Source organism: Pseudomonas sp. lyk4-R2A-8 (assembly GCF_030209095.1).
In the GTDB taxonomy this organism is placed as follows: Bacteria; Pseudomonadota; Gammaproteobacteria; order Pseudomonadales; family Pseudomonadaceae; genus Aquipseudomonas; species Aquipseudomonas quebecensis.
In genome coordinates, this window is the sequence record NZ_JARVSS010000014.1 from 70890 (window position 1) to 94442 (window position 23553).

Genomic DNA, 23553 nt, shown 5'->3' on the forward strand with positions numbered 1-23553 from the left:
AGGCAACCCCCTCCCACAGTTTGTTCGATCAGCCGAACAGCCACTTCCACAGCAGCACCAGCACAACCACCGCCAGTACCGGTCGCGCAATGCGGTAAGCCTTCGGATGCTTGCGCTTCCACTGCTTGACCACGCCACTGAACTTATCGCTGAAACGCTTGCTCCAGGCATACGCCTGGTTAATCCCACCCACGCGCTCGTCGTCGAGGTTCTGCGGTGCGGTGGCGCGGCCCAGCTGCTTACTGACCCAACGGTTGACGCGGGTCATGAGGCGGTTGCTCAGCGGGCGCTCGATGTCGCAGAACAGGATCACGCGGGTCTGCTCGGTTTCGTTCTTGACCCAATGCACATAGGTTTCGTCGAACATCACGTCTTCACCGTCCCGCCAGGCGTACACCTGGCCGTCGACAAAGATGCGGCAGTCGTCGGAATTGGGCGTGGACAAGCCCAAGTGATAGCGCAGGGAACCGGCGAACGGGTCACGGTGCGGGTTGAGGTGGCTGCCGCCCGGCAACAGCGCGAACATCGCGCCCTTGACGTTGGGAATGCTGCTCACCAACGCCACGGTTTTCGGGCACAGCGCCTCGGCCGACGGCAGCGGTTTGTCGTACCACTTGAGGTAGAAACGCTTCCAGCCCTTTTTGAAGAACGAACCGAAACCGGCGTCGTTGTTCTTTTCGGCGGCGCGGATGTAACCCTCGTCGAACAGGTGCATGGCCTCTTCGCGGATCACTTCCCAATTGTCCTTGAGCACATCCAGTTCCGGGAATTTGCTGCGGTCCAGGTAGGGCTTGGACGGCACCGCCGAAAACAGGTACATCAGGGCGTTATACGGGGCGAACAGCGCCGAATGGTTGACAAACTGGCGCAACATCGGCAAACGGGCCTTGCCGCGCAGGTGCACGTACAGCGTGCTGCCGATAAACAACAGCAGCACCGACAGTTTGGCGGTCAGAGAAAAGGTCATGCGGCAACTCCTGGAAATAAGCGTCTGGCCGACAGCACCCCCTGGGCGGGATGCCAGACGTAGCAGCCGGCCATGATAAACAGTTGCGCCATTATGCAGAAGGCCCGCACCGACCAGCTGACCTGCATCAAGCCTGGTTTTCCTGCTCAGTGAACAGATCACTGAATAACATGCTCGACAGGTAGCGCTCGCCGGAGTCCGGCAGCACCACCACGATGGTCTTGCCCTGCATCTCCGGTTTCTGCGCCAGCCGCACCGCCACCGCCATCGCGGCACCGCAGGAGATCCCGCACAAGATCCCCTCCTCCTGCATCAAACGCAGGGCCATGGCCTTGGACTCCTCGTCGCTCACCAGTTCCACGCGGTCGACCATCGACAGGTCGAGGTTCTTCGGCACAAAGCCGGCGCCGATCCCCTGGATCTTGTGTGGGCTGGGCTTGACCTCCTGACCGGCCAGGGTCTGGGTAATCACCGGCGAACCGATGGGCTCGACGGCCACCGACAGAATCGGCTTGCCCTGGATATTTTTGATATAGCGCGACACCCCGGTGATGGTGCCACCAGTGCCCACGCCCGCCACCAGCACATCCACGGCGCCGTCGGTGTCGTTCCAGATTTCCGGGCCGGTGGTTTTTTCGTGGATCGCCGGGTTGGCCGGGTTTTCGAACTGGGCCGGCATAAAGTACTGGGCCGGGTCGCTGGCGACGATCTCGCCGGCTTTCTCGATAGCGCCTTTCATGCCTTTGGCCGGCTCGGTCAGTACCAGCTCGGCGCCGAGGGCCTTGAGCACCTTGCGCCGTTCCAGGCTCATGGACGCCGGCATGGTCAGCAGCAATTTATAGCCACGGGCCGCGGCGACGAACGCCAGGCCGATGCCGGTGTTGCCGGAGGTGGGTTCGACGATGGTCATGCCCGGCTTGAGTTTGCCGCTGCTTTCGGCGTCCCAGATCATGTTTGCACCGATGCGGCACTTCACTGAGTAACCGGGGTTACGCCCTTCGATCTTGGCCAGGATGGTCACACCGCGCGGGGCGATGCGGTTGATCTGAACCAGGGGCGTATTACCGATGGAGTGCGCGTTATCTGCAAAAATGCGGCTCATGGCGGGTCCTATTGGGCGGTTGCGAAAGGTTTCAAGGGTATGCCTGGTCTTCCGGGGCGTCCAGTCGGAGGAACGTTGAGGCCGGCGCGGGAGTCCATCTGCTTACGAGCAAGGAGAACTGCCCCATGAAACGTCGCTATAGTTGGCCGCTATGGACCATCGCCGGGCTGGTGGTGGTGCTGATCGCCCTGAACATCGCGCTGCCCTACCTGGTACGCAACTACCTGAATGACAAGCTCGCCAATATGGGCGAATACCGTGGCGAAATCGCCGACGTAGACCTGGCCCTGTGGCGCGGCGCGTACCGCATCAACGGCCTGCAGATCGTCAAGGTGGACGGCAAGGTGCCGGTGCCGTTCGTCAAGGCGCCGCTGATCGAGTTCGCGGTGAGCTGGCATTCGCTGTGGTACGACCATGCCGTTGTCGCCGAAGGCCACTTTGTGCGGCCGGAAATCAACTTTGTCGACGGCGGCGCCAACAAACAGGCGTCCCAGACCGGTAAAGGCACCGACTGGCGCGAGCAATTGGGCAAGTTGTTGCCGATCACGCTCAACGAAGTGCGCATCGAAGACGGCAAGATCGCCTTCCATAACTTCAATTCCAAACCGGCGGTGAACATCAATGCCACCGGGGTCAACGCCAGCTTCTACAACCTGACCAACGTGGTCGACACCGAGGGCAGGCGCGATGCGCGCTTTGAAGGTAAAGCACTGCTGCTGGGCCAGGCCCCGCTGGAGGCCAACGCCACCTTCGACCCCTTGAGCGATTTCGAAGACTTCGAATTCCGCTTCCGTGCCCGCGACTTGCAGCTCAAGCGCATGAACGATTTCGCCTCGGCCTATGGCAAGTTCGATTTCAAGGCAGGCACCGGCGACCTGGTCATTGAAGCCCAGGCCGAAAAAGGCCAGCTGTCCGGCTACATCAAGCCGTTACTGCGGGATGTGGAAGTGTTCGACTGGCAGCAGGACGTGGAAAACAAAGACAAAAACATCTTCCGTTCGATCTGGGAGGCCGTGGTGGGCGCCAGCGAAACGGTATTGAAGAACCAGCGCAAAAACCAGTTCGCCACCCGCGTCGAGTTGAGCGGCAGCGTGCACCAGCAAAATGTCAGCGCGTTTTCGGCGGTGATTGCCATTTTGCGCAACGGGTTCATCCAGGCATTCAATGCCCGCTATGAACAGCCCAAGCCCAGTGCCGATTGAGCGCTCGGCGTGACCGGCCATTCAGAGGCTGAATAGCCCGTCTGCGTTCACAGTCGCCGGGGCCGCGCGGTATAGTCCGGGCATTGATGAATTCGAGGAATGACCGATGAAGTTCGAAGGCACCCAGGCTTACGTTGCCACCGATGACCTGAAACTGGCCGTCAACGCTGCCATTACCCTGGAGCGTCCGCTGCTGGTCAAGGGCGAGCCCGGCACCGGCAAGACCATGCTCGCCGAACAACTGGCCGAGTCCTTCGGTGCCAGGTTGATTACCTGGCACATCAAGTCCACCACCAAGGCCCACCAAGGTCTGTACGAGTACGACGCGGTGAGCCGCCTGCGCGACTCGCAGCTGGGCGTGGACAAGGTGCACGACGTGCGCAACTACCTGAAAAAAGGCAAGCTCTGGGAGGCGTTCGAGTCCGAGGAGCGCGTGATTCTGCTGATCGACGAAATCGACAAGGCCGACATCGAGTTCCCCAACGACCTGTTGCAGGAACTCGACAAGATGGAGTTCTACGTCTACGAAATCGACGAGACCATCAAGGCCAAAAAGCGCCCGATCATCATCATTACCTCCAACAATGAAAAAGAGCTGCCGGACGCCTTCCTGCGCCGCTGCTTTTTCCATTACATCGCCTTCCCCGATCGCACCACCCTGCAGAAAATCGTCGACGTGCACTACCCCGACATCAAGAAAGACCTGGTCAGCGAAGCGCTGGACGTGTTTTTCGACGTGCGCAAAGTCCCTGGCCTGAAGAAAAAACCCTCCACATCCGAACTGGTGGACTGGCTCAAGCTGCTGATGGCCGACAACATCGGCGAGGCGGTGCTGCGCGAGCGCGATCCGACCAAGGCCATCCCGCCGTTGGCCGGTGCCCTGGTGAAGAACGAGCAGGACGTGCAGTTGCTGGAGCGTCTGGCGTTCATGAGCCGTCGCGGTAATCGCTGATGTTGCTCAACCTGTTCAATGAAATGCGCGCAGCCAAGGTGCCGGTGTCGGTGCGCGAATTGCTCGACCTGATCAACGCGCTCAAACAACGCGTGACCTTCGCCGACATGGACGAGTTTTATTACTTGGCGCGGGCGATCCTGGTGAAGGACGAGCGGCATTTCGACAAGTTCGACCGCGCCTTCGGTGCCTATTTCAACGGCTTGGAAAAGCTCGACGATCACTTGCAGGCGCTGATCCCCGAAGACTGGCTGCGCAAGGAATTCGAGCGTTCCCTCAGCGACGAAGAACGCGCGCAGATCCAGTCCCTCGGCGGCCTGGACAAACTGATCGAGGAATTCAAGAAACGCCTGGAAGAACAGAAAGAACGCCACGCCGGCGGCAACAAGTGGATCGGCACCGGCGGCACCAGCCCGTTCGGTTCCGGCGGCTTCAACCCCGAAGGCATCCGCGTCGGCGACGCCGGCAAGCGCCAGGGCAAGGCCGTCAAAGTCTGGGACCAGCGCGAGTACAAGAACCTCGACGACCAGGTGGAACTGGGCACGCGCAATATCAAGATCGCCCTGCGTCGCCTGCGCAAATTTGCGCGCCAGGGCGCGGCGGAAGAATTGGACATCGACGGCACCATCGACCACACCGCTCGCGATGCCGGCTTGCTGAATATCCAGATGCGCCCGGAACGGCGCAACACCATCAAGTTGCTGCTGCTGTTCGATATCGGCGGTTCGATGGATGCCCATGTGAAGATCTGCGAAGAGCTGTTCTCCGCGTGCAAGACCGAGTTCAAGCACCTGGAGTACTTCTACTTCCATAACTTCGTGTACGAATCGGTGTGGAAAAACAACCAGCGCCGCACCTCGGAACGCACCTCCACCCAGGACCTGCTGCACAAGTACGGTGCCGATTACAAAGTGATCTTTATCGGCGATGCCTCGATGGCGCCGTATGAAATCACCCAGGCCGGCGGCAGCGTCGAACACTGGAACGAAGAGCCGGGGTATGTGTGGATGCAGCGCTTCATGGCCAAGTACAAGAAGCTGATCTGGATTAACCCGTATCCCAAGGACACTTGGGGGTACACCGCCTCCACCGGGATTGTGCGGGAGTTGGTGGAGGACCAGATGTATCCCCTGACATTGCGCGGGCTGGAAGAAGGCATGCGCTTTCTCTCCAAGTAATGCCCGGTCCCACAGATTGGAAGCGGTGCAAATACTCTCTACAAGTACACCGACATCCAATGTGGGAGGGGGCTTGCCCCCGATTCCGGTGGTGCAGTCACCGACGGATGGACTGATACACCGCTATCGGGTGCAAGCCCTTCCCGCCGTCTGGAAGCGGCGCAAATACTCGATGTGCTGCCGATGCGCCGTTTCCTGCACCACCGGCGCCAATCGCACGGTCTCCCCCGGTAGACATTGCGCCAGCCTGGCCAACGCCAAGGGTGTGAGCGCACCCAGCCGTGGGTAACCGCCAATGGTCTGCCGATCATTGAGCAGCACGATCGGCTGCCCATCCGGCGGAACCTGGATCGCCCCCAAGGGAATCCCTTCGGAGATCAACGACGGCCCCTGATACTGCAACGGCGTGCCCAGCAGACGCATGCCCATGCGGTCGGCACGGCTGTCGAGCGTCCAGTCGGTGTTGAACGCGTCAAACAGACTCTGCCCGCTGAACCGGCCGATCTGCGCGCCGACAATCACGTCCAGCGAGCCGCCGGTCGGCAAGGCGGGCTGACTCAGCTCCTGCAGGGCACCGCCCGTACCGGAATAGGCCAACCGACCGCCTTCGGCCAGCGCCTTCCCCCTTCCCTCCACGCCACCGAGCGCTTCACGCACCACCGTGGCGCAGCTGCCCAACACCGCCGGCGCATCAAACCCGCCGGGTGCCGCCAGGTACGCCCGCGCACCGCTGAACGGCTGGGTAAAGCGCAGACGCTGGCCCTTCTGCAGGACAAAACTGCGCCCGGGGCTGATCGCGCGCTCGTCGATAAAGGCCCCCAGGTCGGCACCGGCCAACGCCAGCAGGCAATAGTCCTCGGCCTTCACGGTAAAGCCGCCGAGGGTGATTTCCACCACCGGCGCATTCAGCGCATTGCCCAGCAACCAATTGGCCCAGGCCATCGACACCCAATCCAACGCACCGCCCTGGGTTACGCCCAGATGGCGCACACCAAAACGCCCGGCGTCCTGCAACAGGCACAGCGGCGTGCTGGCCTCGATCAATAAACGGCTCATGCATGCGCCTCCAGCGGTGCGTCATCGCCACCCAACCGGATGAATTCGGCGTGATCCACCGCCTGGAAACGCACCGTATCGCCGGGCTGCATCAGGCTGTAACCGTCGCGCTCGCGGTCGAAGAGTTTGGCCGGGGTGCGGCCGATCAGGTTCCAGCCACCCGGCGACACCACCGGGTAGGCCGCCGTCTGCCGCTCGGCGATGCCCACGCTGCCGGCCGCCACGCGTTTGCGCGGGGTGCTCAGGCGCGGGGTGGCCAGGGCTTCATCTACCAGCCCCATAAAGGCGAATCCGGGAGCAAACCCAAGGGCGAACACCTGGTATTCGTGGGCGCTGTGGCGGCGGATCACCTCATCCACCGTCAAGCCACTGCGCTGGCTGAGCAAGCCCAGTTCGGGGCCGACGCGCAGGTCGTACCATACCGGCAGGACATGGCACTGGCCGCTGCCCTGGGCCTGGGGTTGCAGGTCGGCGAGGGCTCGATCGATGCGTTGTCGCGCCTCGGCCGGGCTCAACGCGGTGAGGTCGTAATGCACCATCAGCGTTGTATAGGACGGCACCAGGTCCACCAAGGCCGGGCCGAATGCGCCACGCAATTGCTGGGTAGCGGCGAGCATCCACGGCATATTGGCTTCGGCGATGACCTCGAACAGACGCACCATCAGGCAATCGATGGCCACCACTTCAATACATGGCTTCATGCTGACTTCAACGCTTGGCGAATGCGTTGCACCGCGGCGATGGAGCTGGCGTTGTCGCCGTGTACGCACAACGTATTGGCCTGCAACACCAGGGCGCTGCCGTCGCTGGCGGTCAGCGGCTCGCTGCGGGCGATGGTCAGGGCTTGCTGGAGCACGGTGTCGGCGTCGTGATGCACCGCGCCCGGCAGTTGGCGCGAGACCAGGTGGCCGTGGCTGTCGTAGGCCCGGTCGGCGAACGCTTCGAACCACAGGGTCAGGCCGTATTCGTCACCCATCGCCTGGGCCGCGCTGTTGTCGCGGGTGGCCAGCAGCATCAGCGGCAGGCCGGCGTCGTAGGCCGCGATGGCCTGCATGACTGCGCGCAGCTGCGCCGGCTTGGCCATCATGTCGTTGTACAGCGCGCCGTGGGGTTTGACGTAGCTGACGCGCGCGCCCTGGGCCCGGCAGATGCCGTCGAGGGCACCGATCTGGTAGTGCAACAGGTCCTGGATTTCTTCAGGGCTGTAAGCCATCGAACGACGACCGAACCCCTGCAGATCCTGATAAGCCGGATGTGCACCGATTCGCACGCCATGCGTGAGCGCCAGGCTGACGGTCTTGCGCATGATACTCGGGTCGCCGGCATGGAAGCCGCAGGCCACGTTGGCGCAATCGATGAACGGCATGACCTCGGCGTCCAGACCCATGGTCCAGTTGCCAAAGCTTTCGCCGATATCACAGTTCAGTAGCAGGCGGCTCACGGTGGTCGCTCCTGTAGGCTTTGTTATTTTGTAGTGTGGGATTTTTACCGCAGGACACGCAACTTGTCCTGGCACCCCCACGCCGCTTATCGTGGAACGAACCGATTTTTGGCGCTGGCCCCGTGCCGCGTCCAACTAATAAAAACCGATCCAAGCATAAGAAAAAGTTGATCCCATGAATTTGAAGTTCCTCGAAACCTTCGTCTGGGTCGCCAGGCTCAAGAGCTTTCGCCTGACCGCCGAAAAACTGTTCACCACCCAGGCATCGATCTCCAGCCGCATCGCCGTGCTGGAAAGCGAACTGGGGGTCAAGCTGTTCCTGCGCGATTCGCGGGGTGTGAGCCTGACCCCGGAAGGCGTCAAGGTGCTCGATTACGCCGAACAGATGATGGTGACCCTGCAAGGTTTGAAGCAGTCCCTGGAGACCACCAGCAGCAAGGTCGGACGGATTCGGATCGGCGCCATGGACACGGTGATCCACACCTGGCTCAGCCCGCTGGTGGCGGAATTGATGGACCGTTTCCCGCTGGTGGAAATCGAATTGGTCGCCGATACCGCACTGAACCTCAGCGATCAGCTGCAAAAAGGCTTCCTCGACCTGATTCTGCAAACCGACCTGCTGCGCCTGGAAACCGTGCGCAGCCTGGAGCTGGGCAGCCACCCCATGGCCTGGATCGTCGCCAGCCAGTCGATCTACAACCGCGACTATGCGTCCCTCGCCGACCTGGCCCAGGAGCGCATCATCACCTATTCGAAAAACTCCCACCCGCACCAGGACGTTATCCGCCTGATGCAGGCCAACGGCGTCGCCGCGCCGCGCATGAACTGCGTGAACTCGGTGTCGGCGATCACCCGCCTGCTGCGCGACGGCTTCGGCATCGGCGCCCTGCCGCCGGTGCTGGTCAGCGAAGAACTGGCGCGCGGCGAACTGTTGATGCTGCCCATGGAGCAACGTTTGCCGAACCTGCAGGTGGTGGTGTCGTGGCGCGTTGGGGTGGAATTGGTGGAGGAGATCGTGGGGTTGTGCCAGAAGGTGGTGGCCCGGTATGCCGAGGAAGTCGGCGAAGAACGGATGGTGCTGGCAGCTGAATAAACCGGATAGGAATGTGGGAGGGGCACCCCTCCCACAGTTGACCGAGTTGGGCGTTAAAGGCCCTTGAGGTCCCGCTCCTCAATCGGCCGGCTCTGGCGCAGGCGCTTGCCGCCCAGCACGATCCAGTCGATCAACCGGTACAGGCATTCCAGGCCGAACGACAACAGCATCGCCCCGCCCAGGCCCCAGCCCATGGCTTCGGGAGTCAGCAGGATCTGGTAGCTGTAGCCGTTCCAGGTTTCCAGGCGGATATCCGGATCGGCGGCCACCGCCACTTGCAGCGCGCGGATGTACCACGGGCCCTGCATGGCCTGGAATTGCTTGTCCAACGCCACCTGGCGATCAAGCAAGGCGCCCAGGCTGCTGGCATCGCTCTGGAACACCGGGTCATCGCTGGCGCGGTAATGCTCGACCAGGGCGTGCATATCCCCCTTGAAGAACTGCTGCGCCGTGGTTTCGAAGCCGCGCAGGCTGGTCTGGGCCTCGATCAGGTGGGCCTCGACGCGCTTGGCATAATCGCTGATAAACCCCGGCACCTGCACACCGACCAACAGGCCAATGGCAAACAGCACCAACCGCAGATAGCTGAGCAACATAGTCGATGTCCTTACTCGGTAATGCCCTGGCTGACGCATTCACCGCGCCGCCACAGGCTCCATTGACCCGGTTCGTAGCGGGTCCAGTTTTCGTTGTCGGTCAGGGGTTCGGTGGCAATCACCGTGACCACGTCGTTGGGGGTGGTTTCGGCCTGAAAGTCGACGATCACGTCGACATCTTTCAAGCGCGCCGGGCCGAACGGTGCACGTCGGGTGATCTGGGCCAGTTTGGTCGAGCAATAGCAGAACAGCCAGTCGCCATCGCTGAGCAGGCAGTTGAAGACGCCTTTGCTGCGATATTCGGTGCAGGCCGCGATCAGGTCCGGCAGCACCTGCTCCAGGTCCACCGGCTCTGGGAAGGCTTCGCGCACGCGGTTGAGTAAATCGCAGAACGCCGCTTCGCTGTCGGTATCGCCCACCGGCCGATAGAACGTGGCGCGCGGGGCGAAGTCCGCCAGTTGGCCGTTGTGGGCAAAACACCAGTTGCGCCCCCACAGCTCGCGCACGAACGGGTGGGTATTGGCCAGGCTCACCTTGCCCACGTTGGCCTGGCGGATATGACCGATCACCACTTCGCTCTTGATGGGGTAACGCTGCACCAGCAGCGCAACTTCCGATTCGCTGCTCGCGGCCGGGTCCTGGAACAGGCGCAGGCCACGGCCTTCGTAGAACGCGATGCCCCAACCGTCGCGGTGGGGCCCGGTGCGCCCGCCACGCTGCATCAGCCCGGTAAAGCTGAACACGATATCGGTGGGGACGTTGGCACTCATGCCCAATAATTCACACATGCCAGGGCTCTCGCTGCAGGGCTTACAACGTTAAAGGCGCGGTTCGACCCGCATACCGCTGACGGGCGCCGGACGCCGGAAGGGTTCGTCATCCTCCGGGTCTTCGGCGGCCAGGGCGGCGTCGGTGGCGGCCTTGCGTTCACGGCGTGCCTTGGCGGCGCGCTCGATGGGCCAGCGGATCAACACGAAGACCAGGTACACGCCGAATGCGATCATGGTGTACATGAACAAATCGGAAATGGCCCGCCAGGCGTTATTGCCAACCTTGAGCACCAGGTCCAGCGCGGTGATGGCCACGGCCGGCGCGAACTGGGTCTTGACCGGGTCGACGATGGTGGGGCTCAGCAGCAGCACCGCCATCAGCAATTGCAGCGGCTCGCGCAGCCAGCGCCAGATCCAGCGCGTCATGCGCCACCACACCAACAGGCAGCCCAAAGCGGCGAAGGCGTACAGGCCCCAAGCGGTCAGATAGTCGTTCTCGGTCATGGTGTCCATGGCAAGGTAGGCAAACAGGCGGCTATGATAACGGCTTTTGCGTGTCGCGGCTGCAATGCCGGCCACCTTCCGCCAGACAGAGAGTGATCCATGCCGTCATCGACCCACATCACTGCCGCCCCGATTGCCCGCAAGGCCCCAGGCCAGGACCCGTACGCCTGGCTGCAAGAACGTGACAGCGCCGAAGTGCTCGATTATCTCAAGGCCGAAAACGCCTGGCAGGAAGCCCAGCTCGCCGACCAAGCCGCGCTGCGCGAAAGCCTGTTCGAAGAGATCAAGGGGCGCATCCTCGAAACCGACCTGTCACTGCCCTCACCCTGGGGCCCGTACCTGTATTACACGCGCACCACCGCCGGTGACGAATATGCGCGTCACTACCGCTGCCGTCGCCCGGCCGACGACGGCAACCAGGTGGATGAAAGCAGCGAGGAATTGTTGCTGGACCCGAACGAACTGGCCAACGGCGGCTTCTTCTCCCTCGGCGCGTTCAGCATCAGCCCCGACCACCAGCGCCTGGCCTACAGCCTCGATACCAGTGGCGACGAGATCTACACCCTGTACGTGAAGGAATTGGCCACCGACAAGGTCAGCGAACTGGTATTCGATAATTGCGACGGCAGCATGACCTGGGCCAACGACAGCCTGACGCTGTTCTTCGGCGAACTGGACGATACCCATCGCCCGCACAAACTGTATCGCTATCGCCTGGATGGTACGGCGGCGCAGGAAGTCTTCCACGAGCCTGACGGACGGTTCTTCCTGCATTGCTACCGTTCAAGCTCCGAACGCCAGCTGCTGCTGGCCCTGGGCAGCAAGACCACCAGCGAAATCTGGGCGCTGGACGCCAACCAGCCGCACTTGGACTTCACCTGCCTGGCGCCACGGGTCGAGGAACACGAATACGATGTGGACCACGGCCAGCTCGATGGCGAGTGGACCTGGTTTATCCGCAGCAACCGCGATGGCATCAACTACGCGTTGTTCGTCGCCGCCGATACCGGCGAGGTACCCACCGAAGCCCACTGGCGCAACCTGATCCCGCACCGCGACGACGTAATGCTCGACGGCGTGAGCCTGAACGCCAGCGCCATGACCCTGAGCCTGCGCATCGGCGGCTTGCCGGTGATCGAAGTGCATCCCCAGGACCTGGCGGCCTACCGCGTCGAATTGCCCGACGCCGCCTACAGTCTCTACGTACAGAACAGCCTGGAATTTCCCAGCGACAGGATCCGCCTGCGCTATGAAGCGCTGAACCGTCCGGCCCAGGTGCGCCAGCTGGAGTTGGCCAGCGGTGCGCAGCAGGTGCTCAAGGAAACTCCGGTGCTTGGCGTATTCAATGCCGACGACTACGTGAGCCAGCGCCTGTGGGCCACGTCGGCCGATGGCACTCAAGTGCCGATCAGCCTGGTGGTCAGGCGCGATCAGTTGGGCAAGCCGACGCCGTTGTACCTGTACGGCTACGGCGCTTACGGTTCGAGCCTGGACCCGTGGTTCTCCCACGCGCGCCTGAGCCTGCTGGACCGAGGCGTTGCGTTTGCGATTGCGCATGTGCGCGGCGGTGGCGAGTTGGGCGAAGCCTGGTATCGCAACGGCAAGCAGGAGCACAAGCAGAACACCTTCAGCGACTTTATCGCCTGCGCCGAACACTTGATCGCCCAGGGCCTGACCACTTCCAAGCAACTGGCCATCAGCGGCGGCAGTGCCGGCGGCCTGTTGATCGGCGCCGTTCTCAACCAGCGCCCCGAGCTGTTCCAGGCGGCGATTGCCGAAGTGCCGTTCGTGGATGTGCTCAACACCATGCTCGACCCGGAACTGCCGCTGACCGTCACTGAGTACGACGAGTGGGGTAACCCCGAAGACCCGGAGGTCTACGCACGGATCAAGGCCTACGCGCCGTACGAAAATGTACGGGCCCAGGCTTACCCTGCCCTGCTGGTGATCGCCGGCTACAACGACAGCCGCGTGCAGTACTGGGAAGCGGCCAAGTGGGTGGCCAAGCTGCGGGACACCAAGACCGACGATAACCTGCTGCTGCTCAAGACCGAACTGGGCGCCGGCCACGGTGGGATGAGCGGCCGCTATCAGGGATTACGTGATGTAGCGCTCGAATATGCATTTGTATTCAAGGCGCTCGGGCTGATTTAGGAACTTAGTGCGGCGGTTCGGTCTGAACACAGGACCGCCACTGTTTGATGGACCAAATTGCAGCTATGCCACCACCTACCCAACTCAATAATGAAATCCGCGACATGCTCATGGACTGCGGATTATTCGATCCGCTGCTGCCGGAAGATTTTCATATCGCCGCCGGCTACTTCAACATCAGCAGCATTGCCCAGGGCGAAGTGATTTTTCTCGAGGGCGATGCGGGCACCTTCATGTGCATCATCCACAGCGGCCAGGTGGCGGTGCAGAAAACACCTCACGAAGGTCAACCCGTGACCATCGCCACCCTGCGCAGCGGCCGCACCTTTGGCGAGATGGCGGTGCTCGACGGCGAGCGGCGCTCGGCCAGTTGCATGGCCGCCAGCGACTGCGTGCTGTTGAACCTGGGCAAGGACTCCCTGGAGAAAATGCTCAACGAAGCGCCGCGGGTGGCCGCCAAGATCATCCGCGCCATTGCGATTGCCTTGTCCAAGCGCCTGCGCATGGCCGACGGGCAACTGCTGGCCCAGCAGTTCTAGCCGCCGGGTGTCTTCGGCTTGCTGTCGTTCTGCTGCAGGCCGGGCACCGGCTGATCCTTGGGCGGCGTCGGCAAGACAATGGGCGCCAGGGGCGGCGAGCCGTTTGTCTTCGGCACCGCTGGCGGCGTGACCTGAGGGTAGAGGGTGGGCGTTGGGGTGCCCGGTGCGCCAGGCGTGGGCGCGGGGGCGACCGGTACGGTTTGCAACTCCTGAGCCTGCGCCGCACCCAATGTGAGCGCGCTCAACACAATGACCGTTAGAATGCTGCACTTCATCGATGGCTCCATGGCCTGACCGGAATGTCCTAAGGCTACTCCCAACCGCGCAAGAATGCCCTTCCCAATGAGATTTCCATGAAACGTTTCGTTCTGCTGGACACCACCCCGATCCCCGACAACGGCGGCGCTTTGTGCCTGTTCGAATATGGCGAGGATTTTGTCATCAAGATCCAGGGCGGCGACGGTGGCCAGTTGATGAATACGCGCATGCACGGTTCCGAAGACGCACTGGCCGAAATTCCCTGCCGCAAGGTCGCCGGCCGGCCGGGCTCGCGGGTCTTGATCGGCGGCCTGGGCATGGGCTTCACCCTGGCCTCGGCCCTCAAGCACCTGGGCAAGAGCGCCGAAGTGGTGGTGGCGGAGTTGGTGCCTGGCGTCGTGGAATGGAACCGAGGGCCGCTGGGGGAAAAATCCGGTCGGCCATTGCTGGACCCGCGCACGGTGATCCGCCAGGAAGACGTGGCCAAGGTGCTGCAGGCCGAACCCCAGGGCTTTGACGCGATCATGCTCGACGTCGACAACGGCCCCGAAGGTCTCACGCAAAAGGCCAACAGTTGGCTTTATTCGGCCGGTGGCCTGGCCGCCTGCGCCAAGGCCCTGCGCCCCAAGGGCGTGCTGGCCGTGTGGTCGGCCAGCGCGGATAAGCTGTTCAGCGACAAACTGCGCAAGGCGGGCTTCAGGGCCGAGGAAGTGCAGGTGTTCGCCCATGGCAACAAGGGCACCCGGCACACCATATGGATAGCGGAAAAGCTTAAGGGCTGAATCACGCTGTGTCGTGGCTATCGGGGGCACGTGGAATCGTCACACCGCCCTTCCCACATCAGTGATGGGAGTGGCGGTAGTCGATCACGTACGGCACTTTTTTCTCGAAGGTTTTCTCCAGCTCATCGCGGTCCAACTGGGGCATGCCGCCCAGTTGACGGGCCGTGAAACCGCTGTCGCCTACCTGCGCGCCCGGCGCCAGGCTGACCATGCGTTTGGCGACCGCTTCAATCGCGTCACGATAGCCGCCCTTCTTGTTCAGGTTGTACGCCGTCAAATCCACTTGGGTACGCAGCCAGTTGCCCCAGTAGAACTCCAGGAATTCCGGCGCCACTTCACCCTCGTCCGGTTTGCCGTAGGCCGCCTTGCGAGTGAAGTACACCAGGCTGCGGAAGGTGTCGTCCTGCAGGGATTTGAAGCCCAGGTGGGCCGGCAACTGGTCGGGCCGCAGGGGCTGGCCCTGGTTATCCTTGAGCCAGACCTTGCGTGCAGCCTCCATGCGCTGCCAGAAAACAGCCAGGTTCGGGCTGTCGCTGAAGTCGTCGGTGACCTTGACCCACATTTTCAACCGAGGCCCGCCGCCTGGGGTTTCCCACAGTGTGGTGAAGCTGTGGTGACCATCGGTCAGGTACAACTGACCGCCCAGGCCCACCACCACGGTTTTCATGTCGGACGCATGGGTGCCTACCGGGCTGGCGCAGCTGAAACTGGCGGGCTGGCGCAGGTCGGCGTTTTTCGGCACGTTGGCGGCCTCGCCCTGGCCGTTGGTTTCGCAGTATTCATCGAAGGCCTTGGCGGGCTTGGCTGCAAACAGTCCGAGGCTGTAATGGATCTGATCGAACCCCACCACCGCCTGGGTCGGGTGCAGCTGTTCGAGGGTCACTTCGATCACCTGCCCCGGCTTGGGCACCGACAACGCCTGAGCTTGAGCGGCGACCACACACAGCAGCAGTGCAACAGTCCATGATGGCCAACGCATGACTTCCCATTCCTTATCGATAAAGTGAATCGAACCTAGCGGTCATTTGCGGCGCGAGCGGCTAGAATCAACACTGTCCGTGACCCACCTAATAGCCAGGAGCCATGATGAGCTCGAGCAACCCGCCCTCCCACACCGCCAAGCTGGACCGCATCCTCGCCGATGCCCAGCGCGACCGCGAAATGGGCTACCGCGACAAAGCGCTGAAGATGTACCCCCACGTGTGCGGCCGCTGCGCCCGCGAATTCTCCGGCAAGCGCCTGAGTGAACTGACGGTACACCACCGCAACCACAATCATGATGACAATCCCCAGGACGGCTCCAACTGGGAATTGCTGTGTCTGTATTGCCATGACAACGAGCACTCGCGCTACACCGACCAGCAGTACTTCGGCGAAGGCTCCACCAGCAGCCCGACTATTGCCAAGGCCACCCACAACCCGTTCGCGGCATTGGCGGGGTTGATGAAGAAAGACGACTGAAGATTGTCGTCGTCCGTTGCGCCTGCCTCCCACAGATGAAGGGGCTCACAATCGACAGGCGAGAGGGGGCTTGCCCCAATGCCAGTCAGTTAAGGAGGAACACTGTAACTGTGGCGAGCGGGCTTGCCCCGCGCTGGGCTGCGCAGCAGCCCCAATAGGAGCGTCGCAGTATGCCAGGCAGTTCCGGGACTATGTTTTGGGGCTGCTTCGCAGCCCAACGCGGGGCAAGCCCGCTTGCCACAGGTTACTGGTTGCCCGTTCCGTCTCTTAACTGACCGGCATTGGGGCTTGCCCCCCGATAGCGCTGGCCCAAGCACTACATCCCCTTCAGGCCGTATAATCGCCGCTTTTCTTCAAGGCACCCTTCCCCGTGGGCAATAAACGCTACAGCTGCATCGGTCTGTATAACCCAAAATCCCCCGAAAACGTCGGCTCGGTGATGCGTGCCGCCGGCTGCTATGGCGTGGCGTCGGTGTTTTACACCGGGGTGCGTTACGAACGCGCGCGGGATTTCATCACCGACACCAAGAAGGTCCATCACGATATTCCGCTGATCGGCATCGACGACCTGAAAAAGATCCTGCCGCTGGGCTGCATCCCGGTGGCCGTGGAACTGGTGGACGGCGCCCGCCCGCTGCCCGAATACACTCACCCCGACCGTGCGCTGTATATCTTCGGCCCGGAAGATGGCTCGCTGGATAAGGATATCCGCGACTGGTGCGAAGACGTGGTGTACATCCCCACCACCGGTTGCATGAACCTTGCCGCCACCGTCAACGTGGTGCTCTACGACCGGTTGGCTAAGGGCAACAACACCCGTTCGGGCCCCAAGTACTGATTTTTTCGGAACATCCGGCGCCTGCCGGCAGTCATCTGCAGACACTTGCCCTTGTTGGAGAGAGATCATGAGCGACAGCACAACCTTGCGCCCCGTCATCGAACACACGCCGTTCCAGACTCAGCCGACGCAGAATGTGCACGGTTGGGAACGCATCGGCTCGGTGGCCGGCGGCGTGATGATGGTCGGCAAAGGCCTGCGCCGTGGTGGCATTTTTGGTCTGATTCAGGTGGCGATTGGCGGCGTGGCGCTGGCCCGTGGCTTTACCGGGCACAGCTCGCTCAAGGACAAACTCGAGCAGGGCCGCCGTGAAATGAACAGCGTGCGCACCAAGATCGAACGTGCCGGGGAAGAGTTGAAGAATCTCAAGACCCGTGCGGAAGTGGCGGCCGAAAAAGCGGTTAAAACCACTGGCTGATCCCGACAGCTGAGCTGCTGGAGTTACAAATGAATGCAGGAGGTGGCGAGCCTCCTCCTGCAGTGGGATCTGTACAGGGTTGAGGATCAGCGCAGAAGCTTGGAATCGAGGACTACCGACGATTCGCCGATGATGCTTTCAGCCAGCTGCACAAACTCCGCCGTGGTGATGCGGTTGGCGCGCATCACCGCCTGCGCGAGATCATCGAGGGAGCGCTTGTTATGGGTTTTCACCCGGATCTCCCGATCCAGTTCCTGCAGCACCAGCACTGCCCGTGACACCGTTGCGCCGCTGACGTGTTCGCCGCGCAGGCTGGTGACGTCCTTGCTTTCCCTGGCCAACCGCGCCTGTATCGCCTGATACCGCTCATCGGTCACGCCGCCTGCACGGCGCAACAGTTCGATGGCGTAGAACTCGCCCATCCCTTCGCTGATCCAGTCACTGCTGTCATGGTCATTGAAACGGCCAATCGCCTGTACCACCTCACGGATCAACGGGCTGCCGCCGTTTTCACTGACCAGCGGCGTACGGCTGTTGAGAAAGATCGAATCGCGCGCTGAAAACGCGCCGCGGCGCATCGGGTCGCTGGCTCCAACCACCAGCAGCTTGGCCGGATGGCGCGGGAAGGCGGCTTCGACCTGGGGCCAGACGAAAGTCAGCAACGTCAGCACATCCATGCGCCGCATGCCCTGCGCTTTGGGCGATGCCACCGTGACTTCGGTTTCACCCAGGCGCACGCGGCGACTGCCGAGGTTGCCGGCAAGCATCCAGCCGGTGGGACGGTCAAACAGGCGCGAAACGTTGTCGACACGGAACTTGTGTTTGCCGATGCGCGGCCAGGCGGTTTCGATGCTCTTCCAGCCGGCCGGCAACTCGAACATCAGGCGCGAGACCAGCTCGACGCCATCCTGCTGGTCGAGCCGCGCGGTGGGCACCAGGTCCTCACCACGGAACATCGCCCAACCTGGGGTCACGCGCGCTTCATACACACCGGGTTTACGCGCCTGGGTGAGGCGGACCCGGTAGGTCAGGCTGGCCTTGTCGGCGCTCGGTTGCCACAGGCCGCGGTGGCCCGTGACTTTCCATTGCCCGTCGGCCTTGAAATCGCTATAGGTGCCGTCGTGGCCCAGGTCGAAATCCAGGCTACGCACCGCCGAACCTTGGGACAGGCTCACGCGGACTTCGGCCTGTTCGGTCTGGGGCAACAGTTTGACGTGGTAATCCAGGTCGACTTTCCGGGCGCTCCACGCCGCACTGCTGATGGCCAGCACCATCAGGCCCGCCGCCAGCTTGGCTGCAACCTTCATACACATTCCTCTCAGCCAGCGCGGAAGATCAGGTAATCCTCCCAGTCGTCTTCGGGCACGCTGCCTTCGCTGAGCATGCGTCCGGACTGGGAAATACGTTCGTGATGCACGGCGTCGCGGTCGCCGCACACCAGGTGGTGCCACAGCGGCAAATCCTTGCGTTCGCTCACCAGGCGATAACCGCAGGTGGGCGGCAGCCATTTGAATTGGTCGGCCTGGCCCGGGGTGAGCTGGATGCAGTCCGGCACCGACGCGCGTCGATTGGGGTAGTCGGTGCACTGGCAGGTTTTCAGGTCCAGCAACTTGCAGGCGATGCGCGTGTAATAAACGCTGTTGTCGTCTTCGTCTTCAAGTTTTTGCAGGCAGCACAAGCCACAGCCGTCGCACAGCGACTCCCATTCCTCCTGGTCGAGCTGTTCGAGGGTCTTGCGTATCCAGAAAGGTTCGACTTTGGCGGCCATGGCTCTACGTGGGTATCGGTCGGTAAAAGGGCCGCCAGTCTAGTGCGATGGCCGTCCGCGGCCAAGCGCTTACGACTGGCGGTGTTGCAAGACTTGTCAGTCTAGCGGGCGCGCAGTAGCTTTGAGCATCGAATTGACGATCAGGAACCACCTATGACCCGCGTTGCCGACTACCCGATCCATCCCCAGTTCACCGACCGCTGGTCGCCGCGCGCGTTCACCGGCGAAAACATCTCGAAGGAAACCCTGCTGAGTTTCTTCGAAGCCGCACGCTGGGCGCCGTCGGCCTACAACTCGCAACCCTGGCGTTTTCTCTACGCTCGCCGCGACACACCGGACTGGGAACGCTTCCTGGGCCTGCTCAACGAATTCAACCGCAGCTGGGCACAGCACGCCTCGGCCTTAGTGATCATTGCCTCGAAAACCGACTTTGTCGCCCCCGGCGCCAGCGAAGAAACCCCGGCACTGTGGCATACGTTCGACACCGGATCGGCCTGGGGCCACCTGGCGCTGCAAGCCAGCCTCAGTGGCTGGCACACCCACGGCATGGCCGGCTTCGATCAGGAACTGACCCGCAACGAGTTGAAGATCCCAGAAGGCTATGCCCTGCATGCGGCGGTGGCGATCGGCAAGCTAGGGGACAAGGCGACCTTGCCGGAGTACTTGCAAGGCCGTGAAGCGCCCAGCCCGCGCAAACCGTTGAGCGAGTTGGTATCGGAGGGCGATTTCAGCCATTAAGGCTAAGCGTGTCGGGGATGGGCCAGGTGATACTTTGTCAGCGCTGCCCCTCCCCGGCAGGCACACGTTTGAATGTGCGGCGCATTCAAGTGCACGGGCTTTTCTGCCCCTGTCGACTAGGCAAGCAGCTCACTCAAGCGTCTCTTGAGATCGTTCTTGCTGCGCGTATACGCCGCGATTTCCATCTCATAAAGCGCCTCGCCCGGCACCATCAGTTCAGGCGGTAGCGACTGAATATCAACCGGATAGATTTTGTTGTCTCTGGAGGAATATAAAAGGTTCTTCAACTGCAGATCCTGGTGATAAACGCCCTTGGCTTCCATCCCGTTCAATGCGTCCTCAAGTAAGGTTCGAACCTCTGGGGGCAAACTGCGCTTTTCAATTTTCGCCATGCTGACGCCGTCCAGTTTCGGCATTTTGATATATGAGCGGCCATCCTCAAGAATCGCCGTGGCAAAACCCTCTCCGTAATATTGGTTCAGCGCTCGGGTTTCATGCCTCGTGTAGTCGGGCAGAACGTCGGAGCTCGTAGCCCCCATGTCCTTATAGGCACTACGCCCATCGAGACTTTCATAGACGACGCCTTCGGTACCTCGCCCAATCTCACGTCCCAGGTCCGCTTTCACTGAAGCCGGACTCCCCCCACGGGCTCCCAGTCGCTGCCATTGATCACCCTGGACATGCTCAACCAGCAACGACGTTTGTCGATTGTTGTGATAAACCCGCGCCTGCACCCTGCCATCCTCGGTGCGCGTGACCTGTCGGACTTCGTAAACAGCTGTCCGGCCCGTGCTGTCGGTGTGGCGAATATGCGATACGTGGCCATCGGCGGCGACATACACCCCCTGGCTGTTGCGTGGACACCCGGCGATCCTCGCTTCGGGCACGTTGAATGAGCCAAACAACGCATTACTCAGCTCAGCGTCCGGCGCCTTCGGCAACAGGGTCACCTTGCCCTCCACTGCGCGGGCAGCCGGTACAAAATCTTCGAGCGGACGGCCATAAGGCCGCATGGCCTGCGCGTCCAGGGCATACCATTTGCCATTGTGCAGCGTCGCTGCGCCTTCAACACGTTCACCAGCCACTTTGAAGCTGCCCGTTGCCACGTCACCGTATTGCTTGCTGGCAATTTTGAGCAGGTCATAGCTACCGGTGGCACCCTTGAGGTGATTCACCACAGTACGACCACCTCTCAACGCCAAGCGGCCACCGACCAATGCCAGATCGCCCAGACCGCTCAAGGGGTTGAACGCCTCAACCACAGTCGCGCCGACGAACCGCGCGGCCTTGGCCAGCCTGCTCGCCGTTGACAGAGTTTTACCCAATGCCTTGCCCGCTTGCGCAGCCTTGCCGGCACCCAGGGTGACCAGGCCGACCACATCCATGCCCAAGTCGAAGAGGCCCTGCCCGACACTGCCGTTTTGAAAGTTGACGATGGCCGAGCGTAAAGGGATGAGGTTCAGAAAGAACTCGGAAATCGCGTGGTTCCGGCTGCGGTCTTGATCATATGAAGTGACCCCTCTGGCCTCCTGCAGTAGATCGGCGTTGTTCAGGTCCAGTGATTTGACGAAAACATCGGCGATCAACTGGCTGCGAGGGGAATTAAAACTATCAGGCTGCCCCGTCCCCTGCGGTTGCTGCGCATAATGCGCGGCGCGCTTACCGTCATAGGGGTCAAACACTGCCGTTCGCGAGAGGATATTGGCCTCGCGCTGTTCCATTTTGCGGGTGGTATACGGCTCGGTACGTCGGCGTAGCAGGAAGTTCTCTTTTTCGATGACACCTCTGCGCGTGTCGATGGTGTAGAGGTTTGGGCCATCTCGGGTGGTGGTCTTCACCTCCAGTGTGTGGCCTCTGACATGCAGGGCGGGAGGGGTGAGTAGATCACCGGCAATTGTGTATTGGTTGGTATGGAAGAATTCCAGCTTGCCCTCTTCCAGGTTCCTGCGGTCCTCCAAAGGCAACGTGGAGATCAGGTGCCGAACCAGGCGTTGCTGACCGTCCTCCAGTGCGCTCAGGGCCTCGTCATATGAAGCCTGGAAGGGCGCGGCAACCCCCAATCCACCCTTCTCGTAAAGCGCGCAGAACCTTTGGACGGGTAGCCGTTTGTCAGTGCTTATCCAATGATCTTCAGGCCCCAGCGCGCCGCCTTCCATGACGACGTCCAGCATTGAGCGCTCGCCGGGATACAGGCCTGGCCGACCTTCCTTCAAGCGTGCTTTGTGGAGCGTGCGCACCTCAAAGAGGTGGCTGTCCAGGTCGGGAAACGCGGCCTTGAGCTGGGTAAGTGCCATCGCCTTGCGACTGGGAATGTCAGTTTGCAGCAACGTACTGGCGTCTTTGAGCGAACTCAGGTGATGGTTATACGCTGTTCGCACGCGCTCCATATCGCTGGCCGAAGGCACTTGTTCCGCGCCGACGAGAAAGCCACTGGCGATGCCCCAATCCCTCAGCGCCTGGTAATCGATAGGCTGGCTGACCGTTTCATCGCTATCGAGCTGTTCGGCAGCCAGCAGAATCTCGGCGTACCCCATGGCGAGGGTGCGTCCGGGTGTCTGCACCTCGATCCTGGCCACGGCCATCGTCAATTGTGCCCACAGGACGCTACCGTAGGTCACGCTTTGGGGAATGTCTTTGACCAGGTAGTGAGGAGCAGCCTTGGCCAGCAGCAGATAGGCTCCTAAATGGGCGGTCGTCGCGCTGACACGGCCTTGCTCGATCAAATGTTTGCCTAGCGCCTCAACCACCGTTGAGGCCGGTTGCCCCCAATACTGGCTGCTCGCCAAGTCAAAACCGGCAACGTGATTGCGAGCGGGGGCCGCCAAAGACTCCGGATCAAGGCCCAACTGGATCGCCGTCATCACATAATCGCTGTTACAGCCCACGGCAGGCATACCGCCCAGCCGCGCCCGCAGGGCTTGCTCCAAAGCCCGCGCCTTGGGGGAGGCGAGCAGCTTCTCCATCGCGACCATCGGGTGTTTGAGGTCGGCCTCAACCACCGAGCTGCCACTGAGCAGATAGCCCAAGGCCCCCTTCCCGCCCTCAGGCAAAGGCAGACTTTGTAAGCCGGTTTCATTGCTGTGCAGCAGGTGGACGAGGGTGTTCTGGTCTTCACCGGGCATCGCTCGCGGCCAGGACAGGGCACCGCCGAGGTTCCCCAGCGGATGGGCCTGAGCTTGCGCGGACAGCGCATTTTTCAGCTCGACCAGCGCTTCCAGGGTTTTGGGCACCTGCAGCGCACAGCCTTGAAGGTACGCATCAAGACTGACCAGACGGTTGGGCGGCAGCGGCTGGGGTGGTTGATAGGAGGCGTCCTCGCACACATACATCGTTGTGCTGCTCAAGAGCGAGGCGAGCGCGGTCTCCATCCTTTCTCTGGCTTTGGCAGGGGTTAACGTGTCATCGGGCACGAGCTGGCCCGGGAGTTGCTGAATGACGGTCTGGAGCCGCCGACTCAGGGTTCGTCGGTCGCAGTGGTCGCCCAAGGCGTTCTTGAATGCCGAAATAGGTCGGGGCACAGGGGTGGCAAGCGTTTCAGACGGTTCGTCAGCGGAGGCGATAGCGGAGTGCAAATACTCCCTGTGGCGCACATAAACAGCAGGCGGTGTGGGTGTAGTCATGACAGTACCTGTCCTTAATCCAGTGGATATCCTTTAAAAGACGCAACCTTGCGCCTTTGCGATCACTGGGTGGCAGGCCCGCCAGGGCGGTTCCAACCGGACTGTCAGGTTTTGTG

Annotated in this window: 24 protein-coding genes; 11 read left to right on the forward strand and 13 right to left on the reverse strand. The window is 61.7% G+C overall.

Features of this window, described 5'->3' with window-relative positions:
* Positions 1 to 28: 28 nt before the first annotated feature.
* Positions 29 to 967: an aspartyl/asparaginyl beta-hydroxylase domain-containing protein gene (locus QRN10_RS14765; RefSeq protein ID WP_253511265.1), complete on the reverse strand. Its 939-nt coding sequence runs from the start codon at positions 965 to 967 to the stop codon at positions 29 to 31.
* Positions 968 to 1094: 127 nt separating this feature from the next.
* Positions 1095 to 2069, reverse strand: coding sequence for a cysteine synthase A (gene cysK / locus QRN10_RS14770; protein WP_181078033.1), 975 nt, complete (start codon positions 2067 to 2069; stop codon positions 1095 to 1097).
* A gap of 125 nt (positions 2070 to 2194) precedes the next feature.
* On the opposite strand from cysK, the gene QRN10_RS14775 reads away from it, so the two are divergent.
* The 3 genes from QRN10_RS14775 (at position 2195) to QRN10_RS14785 (ending at position 5401) form a co-directional block, all read left to right on the forward strand.
* Positions 2195 to 3271: a DUF748 domain-containing protein gene (locus tag QRN10_RS14775; protein ID WP_181078031.1), complete on the forward strand. Its 1077-nt coding sequence runs from the start codon at positions 2195 to 2197 to the stop codon at positions 3269 to 3271.
* 106 nt (positions 3272 to 3377) lie between these two features.
* Positions 3378 to 4223, forward strand: a complete 846-nt coding sequence (locus QRN10_RS14780) for an AAA family ATPase (RefSeq protein WP_003189627.1) — start codon at positions 3378 to 3380, stop codon at positions 4221 to 4223.
* Positions 4223 to 5401, forward strand: a complete 1179-nt coding sequence (locus tag QRN10_RS14785; RefSeq protein WP_181078029.1) for a vWA domain-containing protein — start codon at positions 4223 to 4225, stop codon at positions 5399 to 5401. Before QRN10_RS14780 ends, QRN10_RS14785 begins: the two co-directional genes overlap by 1 nt.
* 123 nt (positions 5402 to 5524) lie before the next feature.
* On the opposite strand, the gene QRN10_RS14790 is transcribed toward QRN10_RS14785, so the two are convergent.
* Genes QRN10_RS14790 through QRN10_RS14800 form a run of 3 tightly spaced genes read right to left on the reverse strand, consistent with a single transcriptional unit; the run spans position 5525 to position 7898 of the window.
* Positions 5525 to 6457: a 5-oxoprolinase subunit C family protein gene (locus QRN10_RS14790; RefSeq protein WP_285428630.1), complete on the reverse strand. Its 933-nt coding sequence runs from the start codon at positions 6455 to 6457 to the stop codon at positions 5525 to 5527.
* The gene (pxpB, locus tag QRN10_RS14795; protein ID WP_181078026.1) at positions 6454 to 7158 is read right to left on the reverse strand and encodes a 5-oxoprolinase subunit PxpB; all 705 of its coding nucleotides are present in this window, start codon (positions 7156 to 7158) and stop codon (positions 6454 to 6456) included. Before pxpB ends, QRN10_RS14790 begins: the two co-directional genes overlap by 4 nt.
* Positions 7155 to 7898 (reverse strand): 5-oxoprolinase subunit PxpA, encoded by a 744-nt coding sequence (locus tag QRN10_RS14800; RefSeq protein WP_253511253.1) that lies wholly within the window; start codon positions 7896 to 7898, stop codon positions 7155 to 7157. The genes pxpB and QRN10_RS14800 overlap by 4 nt, the downstream gene beginning before the upstream one ends.
* Before the next feature lie 175 nt (positions 7899 to 8073).
* Between QRN10_RS14800 and QRN10_RS14805 the strand changes: the two genes are divergently transcribed.
* The gene (locus tag QRN10_RS14805) at positions 8074 to 8991 is read left to right on the forward strand and encodes a LysR family transcriptional regulator (protein WP_181078021.1); all 918 of its coding nucleotides are present in this window, start codon (positions 8074 to 8076) and stop codon (positions 8989 to 8991) included.
* A gap of 53 nt (positions 8992 to 9044) precedes the next feature.
* On the opposite strand, the gene QRN10_RS14810 is transcribed toward QRN10_RS14805, so the two are convergent.
* The 3 genes from QRN10_RS14810 to QRN10_RS14820 are packed head-to-tail and all read right to left on the reverse strand — an operon-like array spanning position 9045 to position 10936.
* Positions 9045 to 9587 (reverse strand): DUF2937 family protein, encoded by a 543-nt coding sequence (locus tag QRN10_RS14810; RefSeq protein WP_181078019.1) that lies wholly within the window; start codon positions 9585 to 9587, stop codon positions 9045 to 9047.
* 11 nt (positions 9588 to 9598) lie between these two features.
* A complete protein-coding gene (locus tag QRN10_RS14815; protein WP_181078017.1) occupies positions 9599 to 10375 on the reverse strand; it encodes a class II glutamine amidotransferase in 777 nt (258 codons plus the stop codon).
* A gap of 30 nt (positions 10376 to 10405) precedes the next feature.
* Positions 10406 to 10936 (reverse strand): MFS transporter, encoded by a 531-nt coding sequence (locus tag QRN10_RS14820; protein ID WP_181078015.1) that lies wholly within the window; start codon positions 10934 to 10936, stop codon positions 10406 to 10408.
* A gap of 24 nt (positions 10937 to 10960) precedes the next feature.
* Between QRN10_RS14820 and QRN10_RS14825 the strand changes: the two genes are divergently transcribed.
* Both QRN10_RS14825 and QRN10_RS14830 read left to right on the forward strand, forming a co-directional pair.
* A complete protein-coding gene (locus QRN10_RS14825; RefSeq protein WP_285428631.1) occupies positions 10961 to 13015 on the forward strand; it encodes a S9 family peptidase in 2055 nt (684 codons plus the stop codon).
* Positions 13016 to 13080: 65 nt separating this feature from the next.
* On the forward strand, positions 13081 to 13554 hold the full coding sequence (locus QRN10_RS14830; RefSeq protein ID WP_181078011.1) for a cyclic nucleotide-binding domain-containing protein: 474 nt from the start codon (positions 13081 to 13083) through the stop codon (positions 13552 to 13554).
* Here QRN10_RS14830 and QRN10_RS14835 read toward each other — a convergent pair.
* Complete coding sequence (locus tag QRN10_RS14835; protein WP_181078009.1) at positions 13551 to 13829, reverse strand: hypothetical protein; 279 nt, start codon at positions 13827 to 13829, stop codon at positions 13551 to 13553. The two genes, QRN10_RS14830 and QRN10_RS14835, sit on opposite strands and share 4 nt — an antisense overlap.
* A gap of 78 nt (positions 13830 to 13907) precedes the next feature.
* On the opposite strand from QRN10_RS14835, the gene QRN10_RS14840 reads away from it, so the two are divergent.
* Positions 13908 to 14594, forward strand: a complete 687-nt coding sequence (locus QRN10_RS14840) for a spermidine synthase (protein WP_266248454.1) — start codon at positions 13908 to 13910, stop codon at positions 14592 to 14594.
* Between the two features lie 58 nt (positions 14595 to 14652).
* On the opposite strand, the gene QRN10_RS14845 is transcribed toward QRN10_RS14840, so the two are convergent.
* Positions 14653 to 15573 (reverse strand): ParB/Srx family N-terminal domain-containing protein, encoded by a 921-nt coding sequence (locus QRN10_RS14845; protein ID WP_285428632.1) that lies wholly within the window; start codon positions 15571 to 15573, stop codon positions 14653 to 14655.
* A gap of 107 nt (positions 15574 to 15680) precedes the next feature.
* Between QRN10_RS14845 and QRN10_RS14850 the strand changes: the two genes are divergently transcribed.
* The 3 genes from QRN10_RS14850 to QRN10_RS14860 all read left to right on the forward strand — a co-directional run bounded on the left by QRN10_RS14850 (position 15681) and on the right by QRN10_RS14860 (position 17311).
* Positions 15681 to 16055, forward strand: a complete 375-nt coding sequence (locus QRN10_RS14850; RefSeq protein ID WP_181078004.1) for a YajD family HNH nuclease — start codon at positions 15681 to 15683, stop codon at positions 16053 to 16055.
* 370 nt (positions 16056 to 16425) lie between these two features.
* Positions 16426 to 16893, forward strand: a complete 468-nt coding sequence (locus QRN10_RS14855; RefSeq protein ID WP_034096446.1) for an RNA methyltransferase — start codon at positions 16426 to 16428, stop codon at positions 16891 to 16893.
* Between the two features lie 67 nt (positions 16894 to 16960).
* Positions 16961 to 17311: a YgaP family membrane protein gene (locus tag QRN10_RS14860; RefSeq protein ID WP_181078002.1), complete on the forward strand. Its 351-nt coding sequence runs from the start codon at positions 16961 to 16963 to the stop codon at positions 17309 to 17311.
* An 86-nt stretch (positions 17312 to 17397) separates the two neighbouring features.
* Here the strand turns inward: QRN10_RS14860 and QRN10_RS14865 are convergent, their stop codons facing one another.
* Together QRN10_RS14865 and QRN10_RS14870 are read right to left on the reverse strand one after the other, a co-directional pair.
* Positions 17398 to 18618 (reverse strand): hypothetical protein, encoded by a 1221-nt coding sequence (locus QRN10_RS14865; RefSeq protein ID WP_285428633.1) that lies wholly within the window; start codon positions 18616 to 18618, stop codon positions 17398 to 17400.
* An 11-nt stretch (positions 18619 to 18629) separates the two neighbouring features.
* Positions 18630 to 19079 (reverse strand): YcgN family cysteine cluster protein, encoded by a 450-nt coding sequence (locus tag QRN10_RS14870; RefSeq protein WP_043046481.1) that lies wholly within the window; start codon positions 19077 to 19079, stop codon positions 18630 to 18632.
* A gap of 153 nt (positions 19080 to 19232) precedes the next feature.
* Here QRN10_RS14870 and QRN10_RS14875 point away from each other — a divergent pair, with 153 nt between their 5' ends.
* Positions 19233 to 19817 (forward strand): nitroreductase family protein, encoded by a 585-nt coding sequence (locus QRN10_RS14875; RefSeq protein WP_181077998.1) that lies wholly within the window; start codon positions 19233 to 19235, stop codon positions 19815 to 19817.
* 116 nt (positions 19818 to 19933) lie between these two features.
* Here QRN10_RS14875 and QRN10_RS14880 read toward each other — a convergent pair whose 3' ends face one another.
* Positions 19934 to 23437, reverse strand: coding sequence for an OspG family effector kinase (locus tag QRN10_RS14880; RefSeq protein ID WP_285428634.1), 3504 nt, complete (start codon positions 23435 to 23437; stop codon positions 19934 to 19936).
* Positions 23438 to 23553: the final 116 nt, after the last annotated feature.